Consider the following 20593-nt stretch of genomic DNA (forward strand, 5'->3'; position numbering starts at 1 on the left):
AGTTCCCGCGGCATGCTGCCGTTATCACCTGGTGAGCGGTACGCGCGCTGTGTCTGTGGGATGCCCGTCGGTGTTCGAGCCTGCGCGTTGTTGGCCGCCGGGAGTGCTTTCCATGCGTTTCGCTGACCTCAGCATCCGGAAAAAACTATTGGCCGCTTTCGGGCTGCTGATCCTCATCGGGCTGGTGCAGGGCGTGCTGGCCCTGCGTGGCCTGACCAAGGTGCAACACGAGAACACCCAGCTGGCCGACAACTGGCTGCCCGGCGTGGAGCGGCTGGGCGACCTGCGCAACGACCTGATGGCCTACCGCATCAACCGCCTGCGCATCGTGGTGCGGGTGGAGGACACCGGCGGCCTGCCTGCGCTGCGGTCGGAGGCGCAGGCCCTCCAGGCCGAGGTGGAGAAGCATCGCCGGGCCTATGCGGGCCTGGTGAGCAGCCCCGAGGAGCAGGCTGGCTTCGACGCCTTCGTGGCCGCCTGGGAGCGCTATGCCGGCCTGCACGCCGAGGTGGAACGCCTGGCCAAGGCCGGCGACGAAAACGGCCTGGAAGCGCTGCTGGTGCAGTCGGGCGCGGTGTTCGACCAGACGGCGCTGGCGGTGAAGAAGCTGGTGGAGATCAACACCCAGGGTGCCGAGGCCAGCGCCGCCGCCGGCAGCAAGGCGTTCAGCCTGGCGCGCTGGGAGCTGCTGGTGGCCGGGCTGGGCTCGCTGCTGGCGGGCATCAGCGTGGCGATGGTCCTGTCGGGCCGGCTGTCGCGCACCGCAGAGCAGGCGGTGACGGAGGCCGGGTGCATGGCCAACGGCGACCTGAGCCGCACCATCCCCGCGGGCAGCCGGGACGAGCTGGGCCGCCTGCTGACCGCCCTGGCCGACATGCAGGCCAAGCTGCGGGGCATCGTTGCCGGCGTGCGCCATGGCGCGGATGGCGTGGCCACCGCCAGCGCGCAGATTGCCGCCGGCAACAGCGACCTCAGCGCCCGCACCGAGCAGCAGGCCAGCGCGCTGCAGCAGACGGCCGCGTCGATGGAGCAGCTGTCCAGTACGGTCAAGCTGAATGCCGACAACGCGCAGCAGGCCAACCAGCTGGCGCTGAATGCCTCCGAGGTGGCCCGCCAGGGCGGCGACGTGGTGGACCGGGTGGTGGAGACGATGCGCAGCATCGACGATTCCTCGCGCCAGATCGCGGACATCATCGGCACCATCGACGGCATCGCCTTCCAGACCAACATCCTCGCGCTGAATGCCGCGGTGGAGGCGGCGCGCGCCGGCGAGCAGGGCCGCGGCTTTGCCGTGGTGGCCGGCGAGGTGCGCAGCCTGGCGCAGCGGGCGGCCGAGGCGGCGCGCCAGATCAAGACGCTGATCGCCACCAGCGTCGAGCGGGTGGAGCATGGCAGCGCGCTGGTGAACAACGCCGGCGCCACCATGGGCGAGGTGGTGCAGGCTATCCAGCGGGTGACCGACATCGTGGCCGAGATCAGCGCCGCCAGCCGCGAGCAGGCCTCCGGCGTCACCCAGGTGGGCGAAGCGGTGACGCAGATGGACCGCGCGACGCAGCAGAACGCGGCGCTGGTGGAGGAGAGCGCCGCGGCGTCGGAAAGCCTGCGCAGCCAGGCCAGCCAGCTGGTGCAGGCGGTGGCGGTGTTCCGGCTGGCGCACGGCGACGCCGCCGCGCCGCCAAGCCCGGCCGGTGCGCCGGCAGCGGCGGCCAAGCCCGCGGCCACGCCGGTTGCCAAGCCGGCCGCCGCGCCTGCACCCACCACCGCTGCCAAGACGGCGACGGCCACCGCCGCCCAACCCGCGCCGGTTGCCGCGTCCTCCTGTCGGGCAAGCGCAGCGCCGCCACGCCGACCGCGGCGCCGGGCAAGGGCAAGGCGCCCGCGTTGGCCAAGCGGCCGGCGCTCGTGCGCCCCGCGCCGCGCGCGCCGGCCGTGCCGGTGGCCGCAAAGCCCGCGGCCGATGGATCGAGTGCCGCGCCGGCGAAGTCGGCACCTGTCCAGCCGCCGGCGAACCCGGCGCCCCAGCCGGCACGCGCCGCCGCCACGGCTGACGACGGCGACTGGGAAACCTTCTAGGCGGGCCGCGGCGCCGGAAGCCTGCTCAGGTCACCGGCGCCGGGTTGAAGAGCACCAGCGCGTTGTGCAGCTTCCAGTGCTCGGCCCAGGTCTTGCGGCCGCTGGCCACGTCCAGCATCAGCCGGAACATCTCCCAGCCCACCTCCTCGATGGTCTTGTCGCCGGTGGCGATGCGGCCGGCGTCCACGTCCATCAGGTCATGCCAGCGGCGGGCCAGGTCGCTGCGCGTGGCCACCTTGATCACCGGCACCTGCGCCAGGCCGTAGGGCGTGCCGCGGCCGGTGGTGAACACATGCAGGTTCATGCCGGCGGCCAGCTGCAGCGTGCCGCAGATGAAGTCGCTGGCCGGCGTGGCTGCGTACAGCAGGCCCTTGCCACGCGCTTTCTCGCCGGGCGACACCACGCCGGAGATCGGCGCTGAACCGCTCTTGACGATGCTGCCCATCGCCTTCTCGACGATGTTGGACAGCCCGCCCTTCTTGTTGCCCGGCGTGGTGTTGGCACTGCGGTCCACCCGGCCGCGGGCCAGGTAGGCGTCGTACCAGGCCATCTCGCGGATCATGGCCTCGGCCACTTCCGGCGTGGTGGCGCGCGAGGTGAGCTGGGCGATGCCGTCGCGCACCTCGGTCACTTCCGAGAACATCACCGTGGCGCCGGCGCGCACCAGCAGATCGGTGCAGAAGCCCACCGCCGGGTTGGCCGTCACGCCGGAGAAGGCGTCGCTGCCGCCGCACTGCACGCCCACCACCAGCTCGCTGGCCGGCACCGTCACGCGGCGGCGGGCATTCAGCCGCTCCAGGTGCAGCTCGGCCTGGCGCATCACCGAGTCGATCATCGACATGAAGCCGACGTGCGCCTCGTCCTGCAGGCACACCACGTCCAGCTTGGGCTCGGCGGTCTCGCCGATGTCGGCCACGTTGCGTTCGTCCACCAGCGCAATGCTGCCGGGCGGCAGCAGGCGCTCGGGCTGCAGCTTCTCGCAGCCCAGGCTCACCACCATCACCTCGCCGCCGAAGTTGGGATTGAGGCTGATGTTGCGCAGCGTGCGGATGGGGATGACCGCATCGGGCGCGTCGATGGCCACGCCGCAGCCGTAGCCGTGCTCCAGCGCCACCACGTCGTCCACGTTGGGATAGCGCGGCAGCAGCTCGGCCTTGATGCGCTGCACCGCGAAGTCGGTGACGCCGGCCACGCACTGCACCGTCTGCGTGATCGCCAGGATGTTGCGCGTGCCCACCGAGCCGTCGGCATTGCGATAGCCCTGGAACGTGAAGCCTTCCAGCGGTGGCTGCGGCTCCGGCTTCACGGTGGCGATGGGCAGGTCGTCCAGCGAGCGTGCCTCGGGCATGCGCAGCAGCCGCTCGTGCACCCAGCGGCCGGCCTCGATGGGCTGCGCGGCGAAGCCGATGGCCACGTCGTAGCGGCGCACCGCATCGCCTTCGGCCAGGTCCACCAGCGCCACCTTGTGGCCCTGGGGCACCTGGTCGCGCAGCACCAGGCCCGAGGGCAGCACCGTGCCCGGCGGCAGGCCGCCGTCGTTGGCGACGATGGCCACGTTGTCGCGCGGGTGCATGCTGATGAGCAGCGGCGGTCGCGCCGCCGCGCCGGCCTGCGCCGGTGTCTTGCTGTCTGCCATCACTTGTCTATTCAACCTTGACGTTGCCGTCCTTGACGATACGCGCCCACTTGGCCTGTTCGCCGCGCTGGAAGGCGCCGAACTGCTCGGGCGTGTTGGGCGTGTACTCCAGGCCCAGGCCGTCGATGCGGGCCTTGGTCTCGGGCTGGGCCACGATCCTGGCCAGCTCGGCATTGAGCTTGCTCACGATGGCAGGCGGCGTGCCGGCCGGCGCATACAGGGCCTGCCAGCTGGCCACGTCGAAGGTGGCGATGCCGGCTTCCTGCATCGTGGGCACGTCGGGCAGCACCGCGCTGCGCTTGGCCGAGGTGACGGCCAGCGCCCGCACCTTGCCGGCCTTGATCTGCGGCAGCGCCACCAGCGCGGTCTCGAAGCTCATCGGGATCTGGCCGCCCATCACGTCCTGGATGGCGGGGGCGCTGCCCTTGTAGGGCACATGGGTGAGGTTGACGCCGGCCAGCAGCTTGAAGGTCTCACCCGACAGGTGCTGCGAGGTGCCCTGGCCGGCGGAGGCGAACTGCAACGAGCCCGGCCGCGCCTTGGCAGCGGCCACCAGCTCGGCCACCGTCTTGAAGGGCTGGTCCGGGCCCACCAGCAGCACGTTGGAGATGCTGCCCAGCAGCATCACCGGGGCAAAGTCCTTGGCCGCGTTGTAGGGCATCTTGGGCAGCAGCGCCGGGTTGATGGCATGGGTGGCGATGGTGCCCAGCAGCAGGGTGTAGCCGTCGGGCGCAGCCTTGGCCACGCTGTCGGCGCCGATCACGCCGCCGGCGCCGGCCTTGTTCTCGATCAGCACCGTCTGCTTGAGCGACGCCTGCAGCTGCGCGCCCAGGGTGCGCGCCAGCACGTCGGACGTGCCACCGGCCGCAAAGGGCACCACGATGCGGATGGGCTTGGCCGGCCAGTCGTCCTGGGCTGAGGCGGGCAGCGCTGCCAGCGAGCAGAGGGCCGCCAGGGTGCCGGCAAGGGCGGCGTGGAAGAACGATGAAACAGCCATGTCGTCTCCGGAACAGATCAGTTGTCGTACAACATATTGCGGCGTGTGAACTCGGCCGTCAAGCTGCGGCGTCTACGTACGCGCTACGCGGAAGTACGGATACCGTTAACACTTGCGGGCCGCCCTGCGCGTGTTGTACGATGACCGACAACACTGACCCCTCACACCGGAGCATCCATGAGCCCCCAGGAACTCAAGCAAGCAATGTCGTCGGGCCTGCTGTCGTTTCCGCTGACCGATTTCAGCGCCGACCTGAAGTTCGACCCGCGCGGCTATGCCCAGCGCCTTGAATGGCTGATGCCGTACGGCGCCACGGTGCTGTTCGCGGCCGGCGGCACGGGTGAGTTCTTCTCGCTGGAGCCGGTGGAGTTCAGCCAGGTGATCAAGGTGGCTTCCGAGACCTGCCGCGGCCAGGTGCCCATCGTCGCCGGTGCCGGCGGCGGCACCACGCTGGCCATCCGCTATGCGCAGGAGGCCGAGCGTGCCGGCGCGCAGGGCATCCTGCTGCTGCCGCACTACCTGACCGAAGCCACGCAGGACGGCCTGTTCCAGCATGCCAAGGCGGTGTGCGACAGCGTGAAGATCGGCGTCATCGTCTACAACCGCGGCGCCTCGCGCTACAGCCCCGAGACGCTGCAGCGCCTGGTGGACGCCTGCCCGAACATGGTGGGCTACAAGGACGGCGTGGGCGACATCGAGAAGATGGTCGGCGTGCGCCGCGCCCTGGGCGACCGCGTGGCCTACCTGGGCGGCCTGCCCACCGCCGAGGTGTATGCCGCCGCCTATGCGGCGCTGGGCGTGCCGGTGTATTCGTCGGCCGTCTTCAACTTCATCCCGCGCACCGCGATGGAGTTCTACAACGCGCTGGCGTCGGGAGACACCGCCACCACCGAGCGGCTGATCGACAGCTTCTTCCTGCCCTACCTGGCCATCCGCAACCGCGGCGAGGGCTATGCGGTGAGCATCGTGAAGGCCGGTGCCACCATCGTCGGCCACGGCGCCGGCCCGGTGCGCCCGCCGCTGAGCGACCTGAAGCAGGCCGAGTTCGACGAGCTGAAGGCCCTGATCGCCACCCTGGGCCCGCAATGAGCGAGACCGCCATGCACAAGAACTGGATCGGCGGCGAGTGGGTGCCCGGCGCCCGCACCAGCCGCAACATCAACCCGTCCGACACGCGCGACCTGATCGGCGAATACGCGCAGGCCGATGCCGCGCAGGCGAAGCAGGCCATCGCCGCCGCGCATGCCGCCGCGCCGGCCTGGGGCCTGAGCACGCCGCAGCAGCGCTTCGACGTGCTGGACGCCGCGGGCGCCGAGATCCTGGCGCGCAAGGCCGAGCTGGGCGACCTGCTGGCCCGCGAGGAAGGCAAGACGCTGCCCGAGGCCATCGGCGAGGTGGTCCGCGCCGGCAACATCTTCAAGTTCTTCGCCGGCGAGGCCCTGCGCGCCAGCGGCGACCTGCTGGCCTCGGTGCGCCCCGGCGTGGGCGTGGAGGTCACGCGCGAACCGGTCGGCGTGGTGGGCCTCATCACGCCGTGGAACTTCCCCATCGCCATCCCGGCCTGGAAGATCGCCCCGGCGCTGGCGCACGGCAACGCGGTGGTGTTCAAGCCGGCCGACCTGGTGCCGGGCTCGGCCTGGGCGCTGGCCGAGAACCTGTCGCGCAGCGGCCTGCCGGCCGGCGTGTTCAACCTGGTGATGGGCCGCGGCTCCGAAGTGGGTGCGGTGCTGTTGGACGACCCGCGCGTCACCGCCATCAGCTTCACCGGCTCGGTGGCCACCGGCCAGCGCGTGGCCGCCGCCTGCGTGGCCCGCATGGCCAAGTTCCAGCTGGAAATGGGCGGCAAGAACCCCTTCGTGGTGCTGGACGATGCCGACCTGGACGTGGCCGTGGCCGCGGCGGTCAACAGCGGCTTCTTCTCCACCGGCCAGCGCTGCACCGCGTCGTCGCGCCTCATCGTCACCGAAGGCATCCACGACCGCTTCGTCGCCGCGGTGGCCGAGCGCATCAAGACCTTGAAGGTGGACGACGCCCGCAAGCCCGGCACCGACATCGGTCCGGTGGTGGACGAGAAGCAGCTGGGCCAGGACCTGGAATACATCGGCATCGGCCAGCAGGAAGGCGCCCGGCTGGTGGCCGGCGGCCAGGCCATCGCCACCAATGCCGACGGCGCGCCCGGCTTCTATCTGCAGCCCGCGCTGTTCGCCGACACCACGCCCGGCATGCGCATCAACACCGAGGAGATCTTCGGCCCGGTGGTGAGCGTGCTGCGCGCAAAGAACTACGAAGAGGCGCTGCACCTGGCCAACGACACGCCCTTCGGCCTGGCCTCGGGCATTGCCACCACCAGCCTGAAGCACGCCACCCACTTCAAGCGGCATGCGCAGGCCGGCATGGTGATGGTGAATTTGCCCACCGCGGGCGTGGACTACCACGTGCCCTTTGGCGGCCGCAAGGGCAGCAGCTACGGCCCGCGCGAGCAGGGCCGGTACGCGGCCGAGTTCTTCACCACCGTGAAGACCGCCTACACCCAGGCCTGATGGCCAGCGGCCCCGCCCGGCGGCATGATGCCGGGTGGCCGCGCTGCCCTGCCTTCGCAACCCCGGCGCCTCCCAGCGTGCGGGGTTTTTCGCTTGCATCGAGTCAAGGAGTTCCGATGACCACACGACACCGCATCCTGCAGACGGGCCCGCTGATGCCGGGCCTGGAAGCCCGCCTGGCGGCCACCTACGAGCTGCACCGGCTGGACACCCAGCCCGACCCCGAGGCCTGGCTGGCCGAGCACGGCGAAGGCATCGTCGGCATGGCCACCTCCGCGGTGCACGGATGCAGCGCGGCGCAGATCGAGGCGCTGCCTTCGCTGCAGGTGGTGTCCAGCTTCGGCGTGGGCCTGGACCGCATCGACCTGGATGCGGCAGGCCGGCGCGGCATCGCAGTGGGTTACACGCCTGACGTGCTGAACGACTGCGTGGCCGACCTGGCCATGGCCTTGATGCTGGACGTGGGCCGCGGCGTGAGCGCGGCCGACCGCTTCGTGCGCCGCGGCGAATGGGTGGAGCGCAAGTTTCCGCTGGGCCGCAAGGTCAGCGGCGCCCGGCTGGGCATCGTGGGCCTGGGCCGCATCGGCCGCACCATCGCCCAGCGCGCCACCGGCTTCGACATGCCCACCCGCTACCACAGCCGCAACCCGGTGGCCGGCGTGCCCTGGGGTTACGAGCCGATGCTGCATGAACTGGCCCGCTGGGCCGACTTCCTGGTGGTCATCACCGCCGGCGGCGCAGGCACGCACCACCTGATCGACGCGCAGGTGCTGGAGGCACTGGGCCCGGACGGCTTCCTCATCAACGTCTCACGCGGCAGCGTGATCGACGAGCAGGCGCTGGTGAAGGCGCTGCAGGAAGGCCGCATTGCCGGCGCGGGGCTGGACGTGTTCGACCGCGAGCCGCATGTGCCCGGCGAGCTCATGCAGCTGGACAACGTGGTGCTGCTGCCCCACATCGCCAGCGGCACGCAGGAGACGCGCACCGCCATGGCCGACCTCACCTTCGACAACCTAGCAGCCTTCTTCCGCGAAGGGCGGGTGCTGGCCTCGGCCCGCTGAGCTCGGCTTCTACAGGTTTGTACCAACAGCACTTGCCCGGAGACGGGCCGCCGCAGGCCCGCCACGTCAGCTTTCCGTCAGCCACCGCTTTGACAGTCCGCCCACGCCGGGCATGTTGTGATCCGGCGCAACGCAGGAGACTTTCATCATGGCGATGGCAGGGACGGCCGGCACCAAGCCGGCAGCAAACACGCCGATGACCGCGGAGGAGAAGAAGGTCATCTTCGCCTCCTCGCTGGGCACGGTGTTCGAGTGGTACGACTTCTATCTCTACGGCTCGCTGGCGGCCATCATCGCCAAGCAGTTCTTCAGCGCGCTGGACCCGACGTCGGCCTTCATCTTCGCGCTGCTTGCGTTTGCCGCCGGCTTCCTGGTGCGGCCGTTCGGCGCGCTGGTGTTCGGCCGCCTGGGCGACATGATCGGGCGCAAGTACACCTTCCTGGTCACCATCCTGATCATGGGCCTGTCCACCTTCATCGTGGGTGTGCTGCCCAGCTATGCCACCATCGGCGTGGCCGCGCCGGTGCTGCTGATCGCCCTGCGCATGCTGCAGGGCCTGGCACTCGGCGGTGAGTACGGCGGTGCCGCCACCTACGTGGCCGAGCATGCGCCGCACGGCAAGCGCGGCGCCTACACCTCGTGGATCCAGACCACGGCCACGCTGGGCCTGTTCCTGTCGCTGATGGTCATCCTGGGCACCCGCACCGCGCTGGGCGAGGAAGCCTTCGCCGACTGGGGCTGGCGCATCCCGTTCCTGCTGTCCATCTTCCTGCTGGGCATCAGCGTGTGGATCCGGCTGTCGATGAACGAGTCGCCCGCCTTCAAGAAGATGAAGGAGGAGGGCAAGACCTCCAAGGCGCCGCTGAGCGAGTCCTTCGGCCAGTGGAAGAACCTGAAGATCGTGATCCTGGCGCTGATCGGCCTGACGGCCGGCCAGGCGGTGGTCTGGTACTCGGGCCAGTTCTATGCGCTGTTCTTCCTGACCGCGGTGCTGAAGGTGGACGGTGCCACCGCCAACATCCTGGTGGGCATCGCGCTGCTGCTGGGCACGCCGTTCTTCGTCATCTTCGGCACGCTGAGCGACAAGATCGGCCGCAAGCCCATCATCATGGGTGGCCTGCTGCTAGCCGCGCTGACCTACTTCCCGCTGTTCCAGGCCCTCACCGCCGCGGCCAACCCCAAGCTGGCGGCGGCCCAGTCCTCGGCCCAGATCAGCGTGACGGTGGACCCGGCGCAGTGCTCCTTCCAGGGCAGCCCGATCGCCCGTGAGGTGGATTTCACCACCGGCTGCGACATCGCCAAGCGGACGCTGGCGCAGGCCTCGGCCAGCTATGAGACGGTGGCCAGCCCGGGCGCACCGGCCACGGTGAAGATCGGCGAGAAGGTGCTGCAGGTGCCCACCGGCACGTTGACGGCCGGCGGCCACAAGTTCGACGAGGCCAGTGCCAAGAGCATCGCCGCCTTCAAGAAGGAAGTGGCCGACGCGATGAAGGCTGCCGGCTACCCGGCCAAGGCCGATCCCATCCCGTTCGGCTCCAGCCAGTGGTTCACCGTGGTGGGCATCCTGTTCATCCTGGTGCTGTACGTGACCATGGTGTACGGCCCGATCGCGGCCATGCTGGTGGAGATGTTCCCGACCCGCATCCGCTACACCTCGATGAGCCTGCCGTACCACATCGGCAACGGCTGGTTCGGCGGCCTGCTGCCGTCCATCAGCTTCGCGATGGTGGCGCAGAACGGCAACATCTACTACGGCCTGTGGTACCCGATCGTGATCGCGGTCATCACGCTGGTGATCGGCATGCTGTTCGTGCGCGAGACCAAGGACGTGGACATCTACGCCAACGACTGACCCGACGACGAGGCACGACGACACATGTGGAAGATTCTCCTGGGCTTCGTGCTCTTCGCCGCCGTCGCCATCTGGGTGCTGAGCACCGCCGGCGGCAGCATCGACATGGGCGGCGAGAAGCACGGCATCGACACCGCCCACCCGCCGGCCTCGGCGGCGTCGCAGTAAGGCGCTGAGGCCGGCAGGTTGCCGGCCACAAGCAGCAAGGCCCCGGGGCGTGAGCGCCGGGGCCTTTTTCTCTGCCGGCGGCCCGCGCGGCTACGCCACCGTCACCGCCACCAGCCACACCCCGGCCAGCAGCAGATGCACGCGGCCGCGATCCTGGCAGCGCTGCACGGCCGCAAACAGCAGCAAGTTGATCGGCAGCGGGCTGAAGTGCACCAGGGCCACCGTGGCGGTGGAGGCGTCGCGGGCCATCAGCACGAGCGCGGCCAGCGTGGTGAACAGGTTCAGCAACGTGCCCGCGCCCAGCATGTCGCGCCACAGCACCCGGCGCACCGGCGCCTCGCCGCGCCAGCGGAGGGTGATGAAGGACCTGGATGGAGTAGGCGGGGCCATGGCGTGGAGTGTGCCGGGGCTTCGCACGCCAACAAGAAAAAAGCCCCGCGGCACAAGCCGCGGGGCCGGGATCTCAGCGTGCCGAGCGCCTCAACGGAACATGTTCGGCAGCCACAGCGAGAAGGCGGGCACGTAGGTCACCAGCATCAGGCAGGCGGTGAGCGCCCCGTAGAAAGGCAGGATGCTTCGCATCACCTCCCCGACCGATACACCCCCGATCGCACAGCCCACGAACTGCGTGGTCCCCACCGGCGGCGTGTTCAGGCCCAGCGCGCAGTTGATCAGCATCATGATGCCGAACTGCACCGGGTCCATGCCGAAGTGCTGGGCGATGGGCAGGAAGATCGGCGTGCAGATCAGGATGGTGGCCGCCATGTCCAGGAAGGTGCCCAGCACGAACAGCAGCACGTTGATCATCAGGAAGATGACCCACGGGCTGGTGGTCACCGACTGCATCAGCTCGCCCGTCTTCTGCGGCACCTCGTACAGCGCCATGAAGTAGCCGAAGGCCGACGAGATGCCCATCAGCAGCAGCACCACGCCCGTGGTCTTGCAGGCCTTGGCGCAGGCCTTGAGGAAGTTCTCGAAGCTCAGCGTCTTGTAGACCAGCGCGGTGACCAGCAGCGCCCAGAACACCGCGGTGGCGGCCGACTCGGTGGCGGTGAAGATGCCCGACAGGATGCCCGCCAGGATGATCACCACGATCAGCAGCCCCGGCAGCGCGCCCAGGAAGCTCCACACCACCTCGCGCCAGCCCGGGAAGCGGCCGTGGATGGCATAGCCGCGCTTGACGGCCACGTAGTAGGCCGCGGCCAGGTTGCAGATGGTGAGGATCAGCGCCGGGATCACGCCCGCCAGGATCAGGCTGAACACGCTGACCGAGGCGATGCCGGTGGTGGCCAGGGTGAAGATGATGAGGTTGTGCGAGGTGGGCATGAGCGCGCCCACCAGCGCCGCATGCGTGGTCACGTTCACCGCATAGTCGGCGTCGTAGCCTTCCTTCTTCATCAGCGGGATCATCACCGAGCCCATGGCCGACACGTCGGCCAGCGGCGAGCCGGCCACGCCGCCGAACAGGGTGCAGCCCAGCACGTTGCTCATGCCCAGGCCGCCGCGCACATGGCCCACCAGGCTGTTGGCAAAGCGCACGATGCGGTCGGCGATGCCGCCGTACAGCATCAGCTCGCCCGCGAACACGAAGAACGGGATGGCCAGGAAGGAAAAGATCTGCATGCCGCCGACCATCTTCTGGAAGACGATCGCCACGGGCATGCCCGCATACAGCACGGTGGCCACCGAGGCCAGCCCGATGGAGAACGCCACGGGCACGCCAAGCAGCAGCAGTGCCGCGAAGCTGATGGAAAGAACGGTCAGTTCCATGAGGGGGCTCCGGGGCTCAATGCCAGGCAGGCAGCACGTCTTCGCCGGCGATCAGCGCCAGGATGTGCTCGATCGAAAACATCACGATGAGGGCGCCCGCCACCACCAGCGCCAGGTAGTCCAGGCCCACCGGCACGCCCAGCATGGGCTTGATGTCGGTCCACTTCATCACCGCCCAGGTCCAGCCGCTCCAGCTCATGATCCCGCCGAACAGCGCCACCAGCGCATGGATCAGGATCTCGATCTTCAGCCGCGCCGCATCGGGCAGCAGCGCCACCAGCGATTCCAGGCCGATGTGGCCGGCATCGCGCACGCCCACGGCCACGCCCAGCGCGGTGACGTACAGCACCAGCTGCAGCGCCAGGCCCTCGGCCCAGGTGGGCGTGTCGTTGAACACGTAGCGGCCGATCACCTGGTACTGCACGCACAGGATGATGGCCAGCAGCATCAGCACCGCGCCGATCAGGCTGGCCTTGGACAGCGCGGCGCACAGCCGGTTGTAGAGATGGTGCGCCGCGGGGCGCGGCGCGGGCTGGGGATCGGTGGCGGGAGCCACCGGGGCGGCGACGGCCGCGGTGGAAGCGGCATGCGCGACGGGGGGAACCGGCGCGCCCGTGGGCGGCAGGGCGGTGTTCATGGGCATCCTCTGGGGCGGGCGGCCGCCCCGCAGGCCGCGGGGCGCCGCCGGGGCGTCACTTGTTGTCCTGCACGGCCTTGACCAGGCGCTTCAGGTCGGGCGTGGTGATGAACTTGGCGTACACCGGTGCCATCACCTGCTGGAACGAGGCCTTGTCCACGCCATCGACGATGGTGGCGCCGGCGGCCTTGACGGTGGCCAGCGACTTGGCCTCCTGCTCGTCCCACTTCTTGCGCTGGAAAGCCACCGATTCCTTGGCGGCGGCGCGGAACATGTCCTGCTCGGCCTTGGGCAGCTTGTCGAAGATGACCTTCGACATCACCAGCATCTCCGGCGCCATCGAGTGCTCGGTGCGCGAATAGAACTTCACCGCCTCGTAGTGCTTGAAGCCTTCGTACGACGGGATGTTGTTCTCGGCCGCGTCGATCAGGCCGGTCTTCAGGCCGGTGTACACCTCGCCGATGGGAATCGGCGTGGCGTTGGCGCCCATGGCCGAGATCAGCGACACCCACAGGTCGGACTGCTGCACGCGGATCTTCATGCCCTTGGCATCGGCCACGCTCTTGACGGCCTTCTTGCCGTAGATGCTGCGCGCGCCGCTGTCGTAGAAGGCCAGCCCGACCATGCCTTCGCTCTCGCAGCCCTTGAGGATCTCCTCGCCGATGGGGCCGTCCAGCGTCTTGCGCATGTGCTCGATGGAATCGAACAGGAAGGGCATGGTGGGCACCAGCGTCTTCGGGCAGATGGAGTTCAGCGCGCTGATGTTCACGCGGTTCATCTCCAGCGCGCCGATCTTCACCTGGTCGATGGTTTCCTTCTCGGTGCCCAGCGCGCTCTTGTTGAAGACCTTGATCTTGTACTTGCCGTTGCTCTGCTTGTCGAGCACGTCGCTCATGTAGCGCACGGCCGCCACGGTGGGGTAGTCGTCGCTGTTGTGCACGTCGGCCGAGCGGAACTCGCGGGCGTTGACGGCCGGGGCGATGGCGGCGGCGCCGATCAGCGCGGCCAGCAGCAGTGTCTTGCGCATGGGTCAGTCTCCTGTGGGAATGGGGGCGTGGGCCGGTTCTTCAGGCCCGGTAAGGCGCTTCGGGCAGCCCCTTGGCGCCCGGGCGATCGACGAACAGCGCTCCGGCCAGCGTCGCCTGTTCCGGCGGTGGCGTGGCGGGGCGGATCGATGTGACGTACAACTCGTCCAGCGCGGCGCCGCCAAAGGCGCACATCGCGGGCTTGGCCACCGGCACGGCGATGGAGCGGTCGAGCCGGCCATCGGGCAGGAAGCGGTGCACCAGGCCGGCATCGTTGGCGCAGATCCAGTAGGCGCCCTCGGCATCCACCGCGGCGCCATCGGGGCGGCCGGGGTGCTGCGTGAAGTCGATGAACTCGCGGCGGTTGGACGGCGTGCCGTCCTCGTCCAGGTCGAAGGCCCACACCTTCTGCACGCTGGGATGCGAGTCCGACAGGTACATGGTGCGGTTGTCGGGGCTGAAGCCCAGGCCGTTGGGCGTGATGAAGCCTTGCAGCACCTTGACCAGGCCGCGGCCGTCATACCGGTACAGCGCGCCGGCATCGCTGGCCAGGCTCATGTCGCGCACCATGGTGCCGGCCCAGAAGCGGCCGGCGCGGTCGGTGCGGCCGTCGTTGAAGCGCATGTTCTCGTGCGCATGCTCCACCACCTCGATGCGGGCGGTGTCCATGGTGCCGTCGTCCTGCGGCTGCAGGCGCCACAGGCCCGTCTCCATCGCGGCCAGCAGGCCGCCCTGCGCATGCAGCGCGATGCAGCCGGTGCGCTCGGGCGTGGCCCAGCTCTGGGTGCGGGCGGTGGCCGGGTGGTGGCGGTGCAGCCAGCGGCCGTCGATGTCCACCCACCACAGCACCTGCTCGGCGGGAGACCACACCGGGCTTTCGCCCACCTGGTCGCGCAGGTCGGATACCGGCTTCATTCGAAAGGCCCCGTGCGCACGAAGGGGCCGCCCTGGAAGACGTTGGCCGGGTCGCTGAGGTCGGGCCGGGGATCGGCCGCCTCCACCTTGGCGCGGAAGGGCTCGGAGCTGTCCTGCGGGCGGTAGCCCAGGTGCTGGCCGTACTTGTTGTCGTAGAAGCGGGTGTGGTTGTCGGAGATGCCGAACAGGATGCTGTGGCCCACCACCGGCGCCGTCAGGCTGGCCACCACCAGGCGCTCCAGGTCGTCGTAGCTCATCCAGGTGGCCAGCATGCGGCGGTTGCGCGGCTCGGGGAAGCTGGAGCCGATGCGCACGCACACCGTCTCGATGCCGTGGCGGTCCCAGTAGAAGCGCGACAGGCTCTCGCCAAAGGCCTTGCTCAGGCCGTACAGGCCGTCGGGGCGCATCGGGTCGCGGGCGTCGATGACCTCGTCCTGCCGGTAGAAGCCGGTGACGTGGTTGCTGCTGGCGAACAGGATGCGCTTGACGCCCTGCTTGCGCGCCGCCTCGTACAGGTTGTACAGGCCGACGATGTTGGCCTGCAGGATGGGTTCCCACGGCTGCTCGGTGGACACGCCGCCCAGGTGCACCACCGCATCCACGCCTTCCAGCAGCTGGTGCACGGCGGCGGCGTCTTCCAGGCGGGCGGGCATCAGTTCCTCGCGTTCGCCGGCGCTGCCCAGGTCGTTGATGTCGGACAGGCGCAGCACGTCGCAGTAGTGCGGCAGTCGGTGCCGCAGCTCCTGGCCCAGGCCGCCGGCCGCGCCGGTCAGCAGCAGGCGCTTGAAGCGGATGGGTGATGGGGCGACCGGGGCAGTGGACATCGTCGGTTGTCAGTTGTCATACAACGGCCGCAATGGTCGATGAGCGGCCCAGCACTGTCAAGCGCGTGCCACGCAGGGTTTACCCGGCGCGGGCACCGGGTGGCGGGCGGTGCGGCAAGCCAAGCCGCCGCCCCCAGCCTCTCGACTACCGAGAGGCCGGGCGCTGAATCGGCAGTTGTGACAGGCCGTACTCACTTGTTGACGCGTGCGCGGGCGGGCGCATGCGCGGGCGCGGTGGCACGCCGGGCGGCGGCTTGTGAAGCGGGGTTCCATCCGTGGTCCTGCAAGGCGGCACTTGTACGATGACCTACGACACAACGACAGGGTTGCCCTGGGCAGCCCCACACAGGAGACCAAGATGCTGCGACGCCGTTCCTTCATGTTGTCCACGCTCGCGCCGGTGGCGCTGGCCGCCTGCGGCGGCAGCGACGACGACGACACCCCGCCGACCGACCCGGCGACCGACACCGCCGCCCAGGCCCGCGACGCGATGAAGCGTGCCGCGGTGTTCATGGACCAGACCGTGTCCTACCGCGGCGGCTACGTGTGGCAGTACCTGCCCGACCTCACCGTCACCTGGGGCGAGATGGAGGCCAAGCGCACCATGTGCTGGATCCAGCCGCCCGGCACGCCCACTGCCGGCCACGCGATGCTGGACGCTTACCACGCCACCGGCGACGAGACCTTCTACGCCGCCGCCGAGCGCACCGCGCTGGCGCTGATCGACGCGCAGCACCCGGCCGGCGGCTGGAACTACATCCACGACTTCGCCGGCGAAGAATCGCTGAAGCACTGGTACGAGACCATCGGCATCAACGGCTGGCGGCTCGAGGAGTTCCAGCACTACTACGGCAACGCCACCTTCGACGACGCCGGCACCGCCGTGTCCAGCCAGTTCATGCTGCGCATGTACCTGGAGAAGAAGGACCCGCGCTTCAAGGCCTCGGTGGACAAGGCCATCGGCTTCGTGCTGGCCGCGCAGTTCAGCGGCGGCATCGCCGACGGCGGCTGGCCGCAGCGCTTCCCGGCCGCGGCCAATGCCATCACCTCGATGCCGCAGCCCAATCCGCAGCTGCTGCCGGCCGGCGCCACGCAGGGCATGGAGGACGGCGACTACACCAAGCAGGTGACCTTCAACGACGACGTGGCCGGCGAGAACATCAAGTTCCTGCTCCTGTGCGTGAAGGGCCTGGGCCGCACCGACCTCGTCACGCCCATCCAGCGCGCCATGGAATGCCTGCGCCGGCTGCAGCAGCCCGGGCCGCAGGCCGGCTGGGGCCTGCAGCACCTGGCCGCCGACCAGGGCGGCCGACCTGCCGGCGCGCCCGCCGGTGCCCGCAGCTACGAGCCGCGCGCGCTGGCCACGCACACCACGCAGACCAATGTGCAGCAGCTGTTCAACTACTTCCGCATCACCGGCGACCGCAACTACCTGGCCCGCGTGCCCGAGGCCATCGCCTGGCTGGAAAGCTGCAAGCTCACCGCGCAGCAGGTGGCCGAGAACCCGCTGCTCGGCGGCGGCCGCACCCATCCCACCTTCATCGAGCTGGGCACCAACCGCGCGCGTTTCGTGCACCGCTACGGCTCCAACATCTGGAACGGCGCCTACTACGTCGACTACGACCACCGCAACACGCCCAGCCACTACTCGGCCGGCCGCAACATCAACATCGCCGGCCTGCAGCGCACCTATGACGAGCTGGCCGGCATGAGCGATGCGGCCGTGGCCGAGATGGCCGCCCGCTCGCCGCTGAAGGTGACCGCCGCTGGCGAGCTGCCCAAGTACTTCTCGCTGCGCGAGGTGGACTTCCCCGACCTGATGACCGGCGCGGTGATGACGAGCCCCGTCGTGCCCGAGGCCGATGCCGCCGCGGTGATCGCCGACCTGGGCACCAAGAACCACTGGCTCACGCCGCTGTCCCAGGTGACCAACCCCTACCGCGGCAACGGCCCGGCCACCGAGTACGCGGGCGATGCGTACCGCAGCAAGCACGTGGGCGACGTGTACGACACCTCGCCCTACGACCCGCAGGACCCGCCGCTGGTGGCGCCCTACGCCAAGCGCGACCGGCCGCTTGGCATCAGCACGGCCGATTTCGTCAGCCGCATGGGCAAGCTCATCGCGTACGTGGCACCGGTGAAGTAGGGTGTGGCACCGGCAACGGCTCAAGGCTGTTGTCGGTTGTCATACAACCCTGCACAATGCTGACGTGAAACTGCCCCAAACCTCCGTGAACCCTGCTGTGTCCCCTGGCGCCGACGGTGCCGCCATGCGCCGCCGGCCCCGCACGCTGGCGCTCGAGCTGGTGGATTCGCTGGGCGACCGCATCCGCGACGGCCAGCTCAAGGTGGGCGACAAGCTGCCCACCGAGGCGGCCATCATGGGTGAGTTCGGCGTCAGCCGCACGGTGGTGCGCGAGGCCATCTCCAAGCTGCAGGCCTCCGGCCTGGTGGAGACGCGCCACGGCATCGGCACCTTCGTGCGCGGCGTGGGCGACGAGGCCGAGCCCTTTCGCATCGACCGCGAGCAGCTCGGCACGCTGCGCGACGTGATTGCGCTGCTGGAGCTGCGCATCGGCATGGAGACCGAGGCCTGCGGCCTGGCGGCCCAGCGCCGCTCGGCCGAGAACCTGGCCGCGATGCGCAGCGCGCTGGACGCCTTCTCGGTGGCGCTGGAGACCGACGGCGACACCGTGGGCCCCGATTTCCAGTTCCATGTGGAGATCGCGCGGGCCACGCAGAACACGCACTTCATCGGCCTGATGAACTACCTGGGCGCAATGATCATCCCGCGCGCGCGCCTGAACGGCGCCGACGTGCTGGACGCCGAGCGCCGCGAGTACCTGCGCCGTGTCAACGGCGAGCACGAGAGCATCTACGACGCCATCGTCCACCAGGACCCCGAAGGGGCCCGGGCCGCGATGCGCACCCACCTGGCCAACAGCCGCGAACGCCGCCGCCGCGCCACCGCGCTGGCAGAACGCGGCTGAAGCGCGCGCCCTGCTTGCGGGTCGCCGCCTTGTCCGCCTCAGTTCTTTATCGTTAACAGGCCGCCACCCGGCGCCACCCGGAGACCCGCGATGCAGTTCACCACCCGCAAGTTCCTCCAGGCTTCGGCCGCCCTCGGCCTGCTGGCCGCCACCGGCCTGGCCGGCGCGCAGTCGGCGGCCAACTGGCCCACCAAGCCGATCCGCATCATCGTGCCGTACACCCCGGGCGGCTCGTCGGACATCATCGCCCGCATCATCAGCCAGCCGCTGCAGGAGGCGCTGAAGCAGACGGTGATCGTCGAGAACAAGCCCGGCGCCAACGGCAACACCGGCAGCGACATGGTGGCCAAGGCCCCGGCCGATGGCTACACGCTGCTGATGTGCGACGTGGGCGCGCTGTCGATCAGCCCGTCGGTCTACACCAAGCTGCCATTCGATCCGTCCAAGGACCTGAAGGGCGTGACGATGCTGGCCTATTCGCCGCACCTGCTGGTGGTGCACCCGTCGGTCAAGGCCAACAACCTGAAGGAGCTGGTGGCCCTGTCCCAGGCCGGCAAGATGGACTTCGCCATCACCGCCATCGGCAGCGCGCCGCACCTGGCCGGCGTGGCGGTCGAGAAGGCGACGCAGGCCAAGTGGGAGTACATCCCGTACAAGGGCGGCTCGCAGGCGCTGAGCGACACCGTGGCCGGCCAGACGCAGGTGGTGATGAACGGCATGCTGGCCACCTTGCCCTTCGTGCAGTCGGGCAAGCTCAAGGTGCTGGGCGTGAGCAAGGCCACCCGCGTGCCGCTGCTGCCCGAGGTGCCCACCATCGCCGAGCAGGGCGTCAAGGGCTTCGAGTCGGGCACCTGGCAGGGCATCCTGGCACCGGCCGGCACGCCGCAGGCGGTGGTCGACAAGCTGCAGGCCGAACTCACGCGCATCATCCGTTCGCCCGAGGTGCGCTCGCGGCTGACGGCCCAGGGCGCCGAGGTCTACACGATGACGCCCACCGAGTTCAAGACCTTCTTCGAGAAGGAGCGCAAGCACTGGGCCACCGTGGTGGCCGAAGGCAAGGTCAAGCTCGACTGAGCAAGGAGACACGGCCATGAGAGAAAACCGCTTGCGAACGCTGTGGGCTGAAGGCAAGGCCGCCGTCAACGGCTGGCTGGCCATTCCCAACAGCTTCTCGGCCGAGACCATGGCCCACCAGGGCTGGGACACCCTCACCATCGACCTGCAGCACGGCATGGTGGACTACCAGGCCATGGTGGGCATGCTGCAGGCCATCAGCACCACGCCCACCGTGCCGGTGGTGCGCGTGCCCTGGCTGGAAGCCGGCATCCTGATGAAGACGCTGGACGCGGGCGCCTACGGTGTCATCTGCCCGATGATCAACAGCCGGCAGGACGCGCAGAACCTCGTCGCCTGGACCCACTACGCACCGCGCGGCACCCGCAGCTTCGGCCCGGTGCGCGCGCTGCTGTACGGCGGGCCCGACTATGCCGAGCATGCCAACGACACCATCGTCAGCTTCGCGATGATCGAGACCCGGCAGGCGCTGGACAACCTCGACGACATCCTGTCGGTGGAAGGCCTGGACGCCATCTACATCGGCCCGTCGGACCTGTCGCTGGCGCTGGGCTGCAAGCCGGTGTTCGATGACGTGGAGCCGCTGGTGGCTCAAGCCATCGACCACATCCTGGAACGCGCCAAGGCCCACGGCCTGCGAGCCGGCATCCACAACGGCCGCACCGACATCGCGCTGGGCCGCATCGCCAAGGGCTTCGACTTCGTCACCGTCAGCTCCGACGCGCGGCTCATGGCCGCCGGTGCGCAGGAGACGCTGGCCCGCATGCGCGCCGGCCACGAAGCACCGCCCGCCGCCGACCCGGCCGCCGGCTACTGACCCACCTCTCATCCTTCGAAGGACAACGACATGAAACTCGGATTCATCGGCCTGGGCATCATGGGCACCCCGATGGCGGGCCACCTGCGCACCGCCGGCCATGAGCTGTACGTGCACACCCGCAGCGAGGTGCCCGCAGTACTGAAGGACGCCGGCGCCGTGGCCTGCGCCAACGCCACCGAGGTGGCGCAGCAGGCCGACATCGTCTTCCTGA

The 20593-nt window shown here is 69.5% G+C and carries 19 protein-coding genes and 1 pseudogene; 11 read left to right on the top strand and 9 right to left on the bottom strand.

Going from position 1 to position 20593, the window contains the following annotated elements; all coding sequences use genetic code 11:
• Positions 1–112 precede the first annotated feature (112 nt).
• Positions 113–1537, top strand: a pseudogene (locus VO99_RS31865) (methyl-accepting chemotaxis protein); the annotation flags it as partial.
• Between the two features lie 561 nt (positions 1538–2098).
• Here VO99_RS31865 and garD read toward each other — a convergent pair.
• Together garD and VO99_RS17695 are read right to left on the bottom strand one after the other, a co-directional pair.
• A complete protein-coding gene (gene garD, locus VO99_RS17690; RefSeq protein ID WP_046114208.1) occupies positions 2099–3709 on the bottom strand; it encodes a galactarate dehydratase in 1611 nt (536 codons plus the stop codon).
• 7 nt (positions 3710–3716) lie between these two features.
• The gene (locus VO99_RS17695; protein ID WP_046114209.1) at positions 3717–4706 is read right to left on the bottom strand and encodes a tripartite tricarboxylate transporter substrate binding protein; all 990 of its coding nucleotides are present in this window, start codon (positions 4704–4706) and stop codon (positions 3717–3719) included.
• A 177-nt stretch (positions 4707–4883) separates the two neighbouring features.
• On the opposite strand from VO99_RS17695, the gene kdgD reads away from it, so the two are divergent.
• The 3 genes from kdgD to VO99_RS17710 all read left to right on the top strand — a co-directional run bounded on the left by kdgD (position 4884) and on the right by VO99_RS17710 (position 8307).
• On the top strand, positions 4884–5795 hold the full coding sequence (gene kdgD / locus VO99_RS17700; RefSeq protein ID WP_046114210.1) for a 5-dehydro-4-deoxyglucarate dehydratase: 912 nt from the start codon (positions 4884–4886) through the stop codon (positions 5793–5795).
• Between the two features lie 11 nt (positions 5796–5806).
• On the top strand, positions 5807–7246 hold the full coding sequence (locus VO99_RS17705; protein WP_046114258.1) for an aldehyde dehydrogenase family protein: 1440 nt from the start codon (positions 5807–5809) through the stop codon (positions 7244–7246).
• Between the two features lie 116 nt (positions 7247–7362).
• Positions 7363–8307 carry a 2-hydroxyacid dehydrogenase gene (locus VO99_RS17710; protein WP_046114211.1) on the top strand — a complete coding sequence of 315 codons (945 nt, stop codon included), beginning with the start codon at positions 7363–7365 and terminating at the stop codon, positions 8305–8307.
• Positions 8308–8373: 66 nt separating this feature from the next.
• Here the strand turns inward: VO99_RS17710 and VO99_RS30325 are convergent, their stop codons facing one another.
• A complete protein-coding gene (locus VO99_RS30325; RefSeq protein WP_157039612.1) occupies positions 8374–8529 on the bottom strand; it encodes a hypothetical protein in 156 nt (51 codons plus the stop codon).
• Here VO99_RS30325 and VO99_RS17715 point away from each other — a divergent pair.
• Together VO99_RS17715 and VO99_RS30875 are read left to right on the top strand one after the other, a co-directional pair.
• The gene (locus VO99_RS17715) at positions 8504–10159 is read left to right on the top strand and encodes an MFS transporter (RefSeq protein WP_157039613.1); all 1656 of its coding nucleotides are present in this window, start codon (positions 8504–8506) and stop codon (positions 10157–10159) included. The two genes, VO99_RS30325 and VO99_RS17715, sit on opposite strands and share 26 nt — an antisense overlap.
• 24 nt (positions 10160–10183) lie before the next feature.
• The gene (locus tag VO99_RS30875) at positions 10184–10327 is read left to right on the top strand and encodes a hypothetical protein (protein ID WP_198156975.1); all 144 of its coding nucleotides are present in this window, start codon (positions 10184–10186) and stop codon (positions 10325–10327) included.
• Positions 10328–10417: 90 nt separating this feature from the next.
• On the opposite strand, the gene VO99_RS17720 is transcribed toward VO99_RS30875, so the two are convergent.
• The 6 genes from VO99_RS17720 to VO99_RS17745 form a co-directional block, all read right to left on the bottom strand.
• On the bottom strand, positions 10418–10717 hold the full coding sequence (locus tag VO99_RS17720; protein WP_046114213.1) for a hypothetical protein: 300 nt from the start codon (positions 10715–10717) through the stop codon (positions 10418–10420).
• 90 nt (positions 10718–10807) lie between these two features.
• A complete protein-coding gene (locus tag VO99_RS17725; protein WP_046114214.1) occupies positions 10808–12097 on the bottom strand; it encodes a TRAP transporter large permease in 1290 nt (429 codons plus the stop codon).
• A gap of 16 nt (positions 12098–12113) precedes the next feature.
• The gene (locus tag VO99_RS17730) at positions 12114–12545 is read right to left on the bottom strand and encodes a TRAP transporter small permease (RefSeq protein ID WP_046114259.1); all 432 of its coding nucleotides are present in this window, start codon (positions 12543–12545) and stop codon (positions 12114–12116) included.
• A gap of 244 nt (positions 12546–12789) precedes the next feature.
• Positions 12790–13761: a TRAP transporter substrate-binding protein gene (locus VO99_RS17735; protein ID WP_046114215.1), complete on the bottom strand. Its 972-nt coding sequence runs from the start codon at positions 13759–13761 to the stop codon at positions 12790–12792.
• A gap of 40 nt (positions 13762–13801) precedes the next feature.
• Complete coding sequence (locus tag VO99_RS17740; RefSeq protein WP_046114216.1) at positions 13802–14674, bottom strand: SMP-30/gluconolactonase/LRE family protein; 873 nt, start codon at positions 14672–14674, stop codon at positions 13802–13804.
• The gene (locus tag VO99_RS17745; RefSeq protein WP_046114217.1) at positions 14671–15498 is read right to left on the bottom strand and encodes an NAD-dependent epimerase/dehydratase family protein; all 828 of its coding nucleotides are present in this window, start codon (positions 15496–15498) and stop codon (positions 14671–14673) included. The genes VO99_RS17740 and VO99_RS17745 overlap by 4 nt, the downstream gene beginning before the upstream one ends.
• Before the next feature lie 358 nt (positions 15499–15856).
• Between VO99_RS17745 and VO99_RS17750 the strand changes: the two genes are divergently transcribed.
• From VO99_RS17750 to VO99_RS17770, 5 genes are all read left to right on the top strand, one after another.
• Positions 15857–17644 (top strand): pectate lyase, encoded by a 1788-nt coding sequence (locus tag VO99_RS17750; protein ID WP_232315403.1) that lies wholly within the window; start codon positions 15857–15859, stop codon positions 17642–17644.
• Positions 17645–17768: 124 nt separating this feature from the next.
• Positions 17769–18488 carry a FadR/GntR family transcriptional regulator gene (locus VO99_RS17755; RefSeq protein ID WP_046114218.1) on the top strand — a complete coding sequence of 240 codons (720 nt, stop codon included), beginning with the start codon at positions 17769–17771 and terminating at the stop codon, positions 18486–18488.
• A 90-nt stretch (positions 18489–18578) separates the two neighbouring features.
• Positions 18579–19562, top strand: a complete 984-nt coding sequence (locus VO99_RS17760) for a Bug family tripartite tricarboxylate transporter substrate binding protein (RefSeq protein WP_046114219.1) — start codon at positions 18579–18581, stop codon at positions 19560–19562.
• A gap of 16 nt (positions 19563–19578) precedes the next feature.
• Positions 19579–20379, top strand: coding sequence for an HpcH/HpaI aldolase family protein (locus VO99_RS17765; protein WP_046114220.1), 801 nt, complete (start codon positions 19579–19581; stop codon positions 20377–20379).
• 30 nt (positions 20380–20409) lie between these two features.
• Positions 20410–20593: NAD(P)-binding domain-containing protein (locus VO99_RS17770; RefSeq protein ID WP_046114221.1), on the top strand; the 184-nt coding region annotated here is incomplete at its 3' end.

The sequence above is a fragment of the Aquincola tertiaricarbonis genome (assembly GCF_000969605.1).
Classification (GTDB): domain Bacteria; phylum Pseudomonadota; class Gammaproteobacteria; order Burkholderiales; family Burkholderiaceae_C; genus Aquincola; species Aquincola tertiaricarbonis.

Bases quoted from the DNA above. Each gene is read 5' to 3' on its own strand.
- kdgD (WP_046114210.1), top strand. From the start codon at position 4,884: ATGAGCCCCCAGGAACTCAAGCAAGCAATGTCGTCGGGCCTGCTGTCG.
- VO99_RS17745 (WP_046114217.1), bottom strand. From the start codon at position 15,498: ATGTCCACTGCCCCGGTCGCCCCATCACCCATCCGCTTCAAGCGCCTG.
- VO99_RS17710 (WP_046114211.1), top strand. From the start codon at position 7,363: ATGACCACACGACACCGCATCCTGCAGACGGGCCCGCTGATGCCGGGC.
- VO99_RS17750 (WP_232315403.1), top strand. From the start codon at position 15,857: ATGCTGCGACGCCGTTCCTTCATGTTGTCCACGCTCGCGCCGGTGGCG.
- VO99_RS17765 (WP_046114220.1), top strand. From the start codon at position 19,579: ATGAGAGAAAACCGCTTGCGAACGCTGTGGGCTGAAGGCAAGGCCGCC.
- VO99_RS30875 (WP_198156975.1), top strand. From the start codon at position 10,184: ATGTGGAAGATTCTCCTGGGCTTCGTGCTCTTCGCCGCCGTCGCCATC.
- VO99_RS17755 (WP_046114218.1), top strand. From the start codon at position 17,769: ATGCGCCGCCGGCCCCGCACGCTGGCGCTCGAGCTGGTGGATTCGCTG.
- VO99_RS17740 (WP_046114216.1), bottom strand. From the start codon at position 14,674: ATGAAGCCGGTATCCGACCTGCGCGACCAGGTGGGCGAAAGCCCGGTG.
- VO99_RS17705 (WP_046114258.1), top strand. From the start codon at position 5,807: ATGCACAAGAACTGGATCGGCGGCGAGTGGGTGCCCGGCGCCCGCACC.
- VO99_RS17725 (WP_046114214.1), bottom strand. From the start codon at position 12,097: ATGGAACTGACCGTTCTTTCCATCAGCTTCGCGGCACTGCTGCTGCTT.
- VO99_RS30325 (WP_157039612.1), bottom strand. From the start codon at position 8,529: ATGACCTTCTTCTCCTCCGCGGTCATCGGCGTGTTTGCTGCCGGCTTG.
- VO99_RS17735 (WP_046114215.1), bottom strand. From the start codon at position 13,761: ATGCGCAAGACACTGCTGCTGGCCGCGCTGATCGGCGCCGCCGCCATC.
- VO99_RS17720 (WP_046114213.1), bottom strand. From the start codon at position 10,717: ATGGCCCCGCCTACTCCATCCAGGTCCTTCATCACCCTCCGCTGGCGC.
- VO99_RS17715 (WP_157039613.1), top strand. From the start codon at position 8,504: ATGACCGCGGAGGAGAAGAAGGTCATCTTCGCCTCCTCGCTGGGCACG.
- VO99_RS17760 (WP_046114219.1), top strand. From the start codon at position 18,579: ATGCAGTTCACCACCCGCAAGTTCCTCCAGGCTTCGGCCGCCCTCGGC.
- VO99_RS17730 (WP_046114259.1), bottom strand. From the start codon at position 12,545: ATGCTGCTGGCCATCATCCTGTGCGTGCAGTACCAGGTGATCGGCCGC.
- garD (WP_046114208.1), bottom strand. From the start codon at position 3,709: ATGGCAGACAGCAAGACACCGGCGCAGGCCGGCGCGGCGGCGCGACCG.
- VO99_RS17695 (WP_046114209.1), bottom strand. From the start codon at position 4,706: ATGGCTGTTTCATCGTTCTTCCACGCCGCCCTTGCCGGCACCCTGGCG.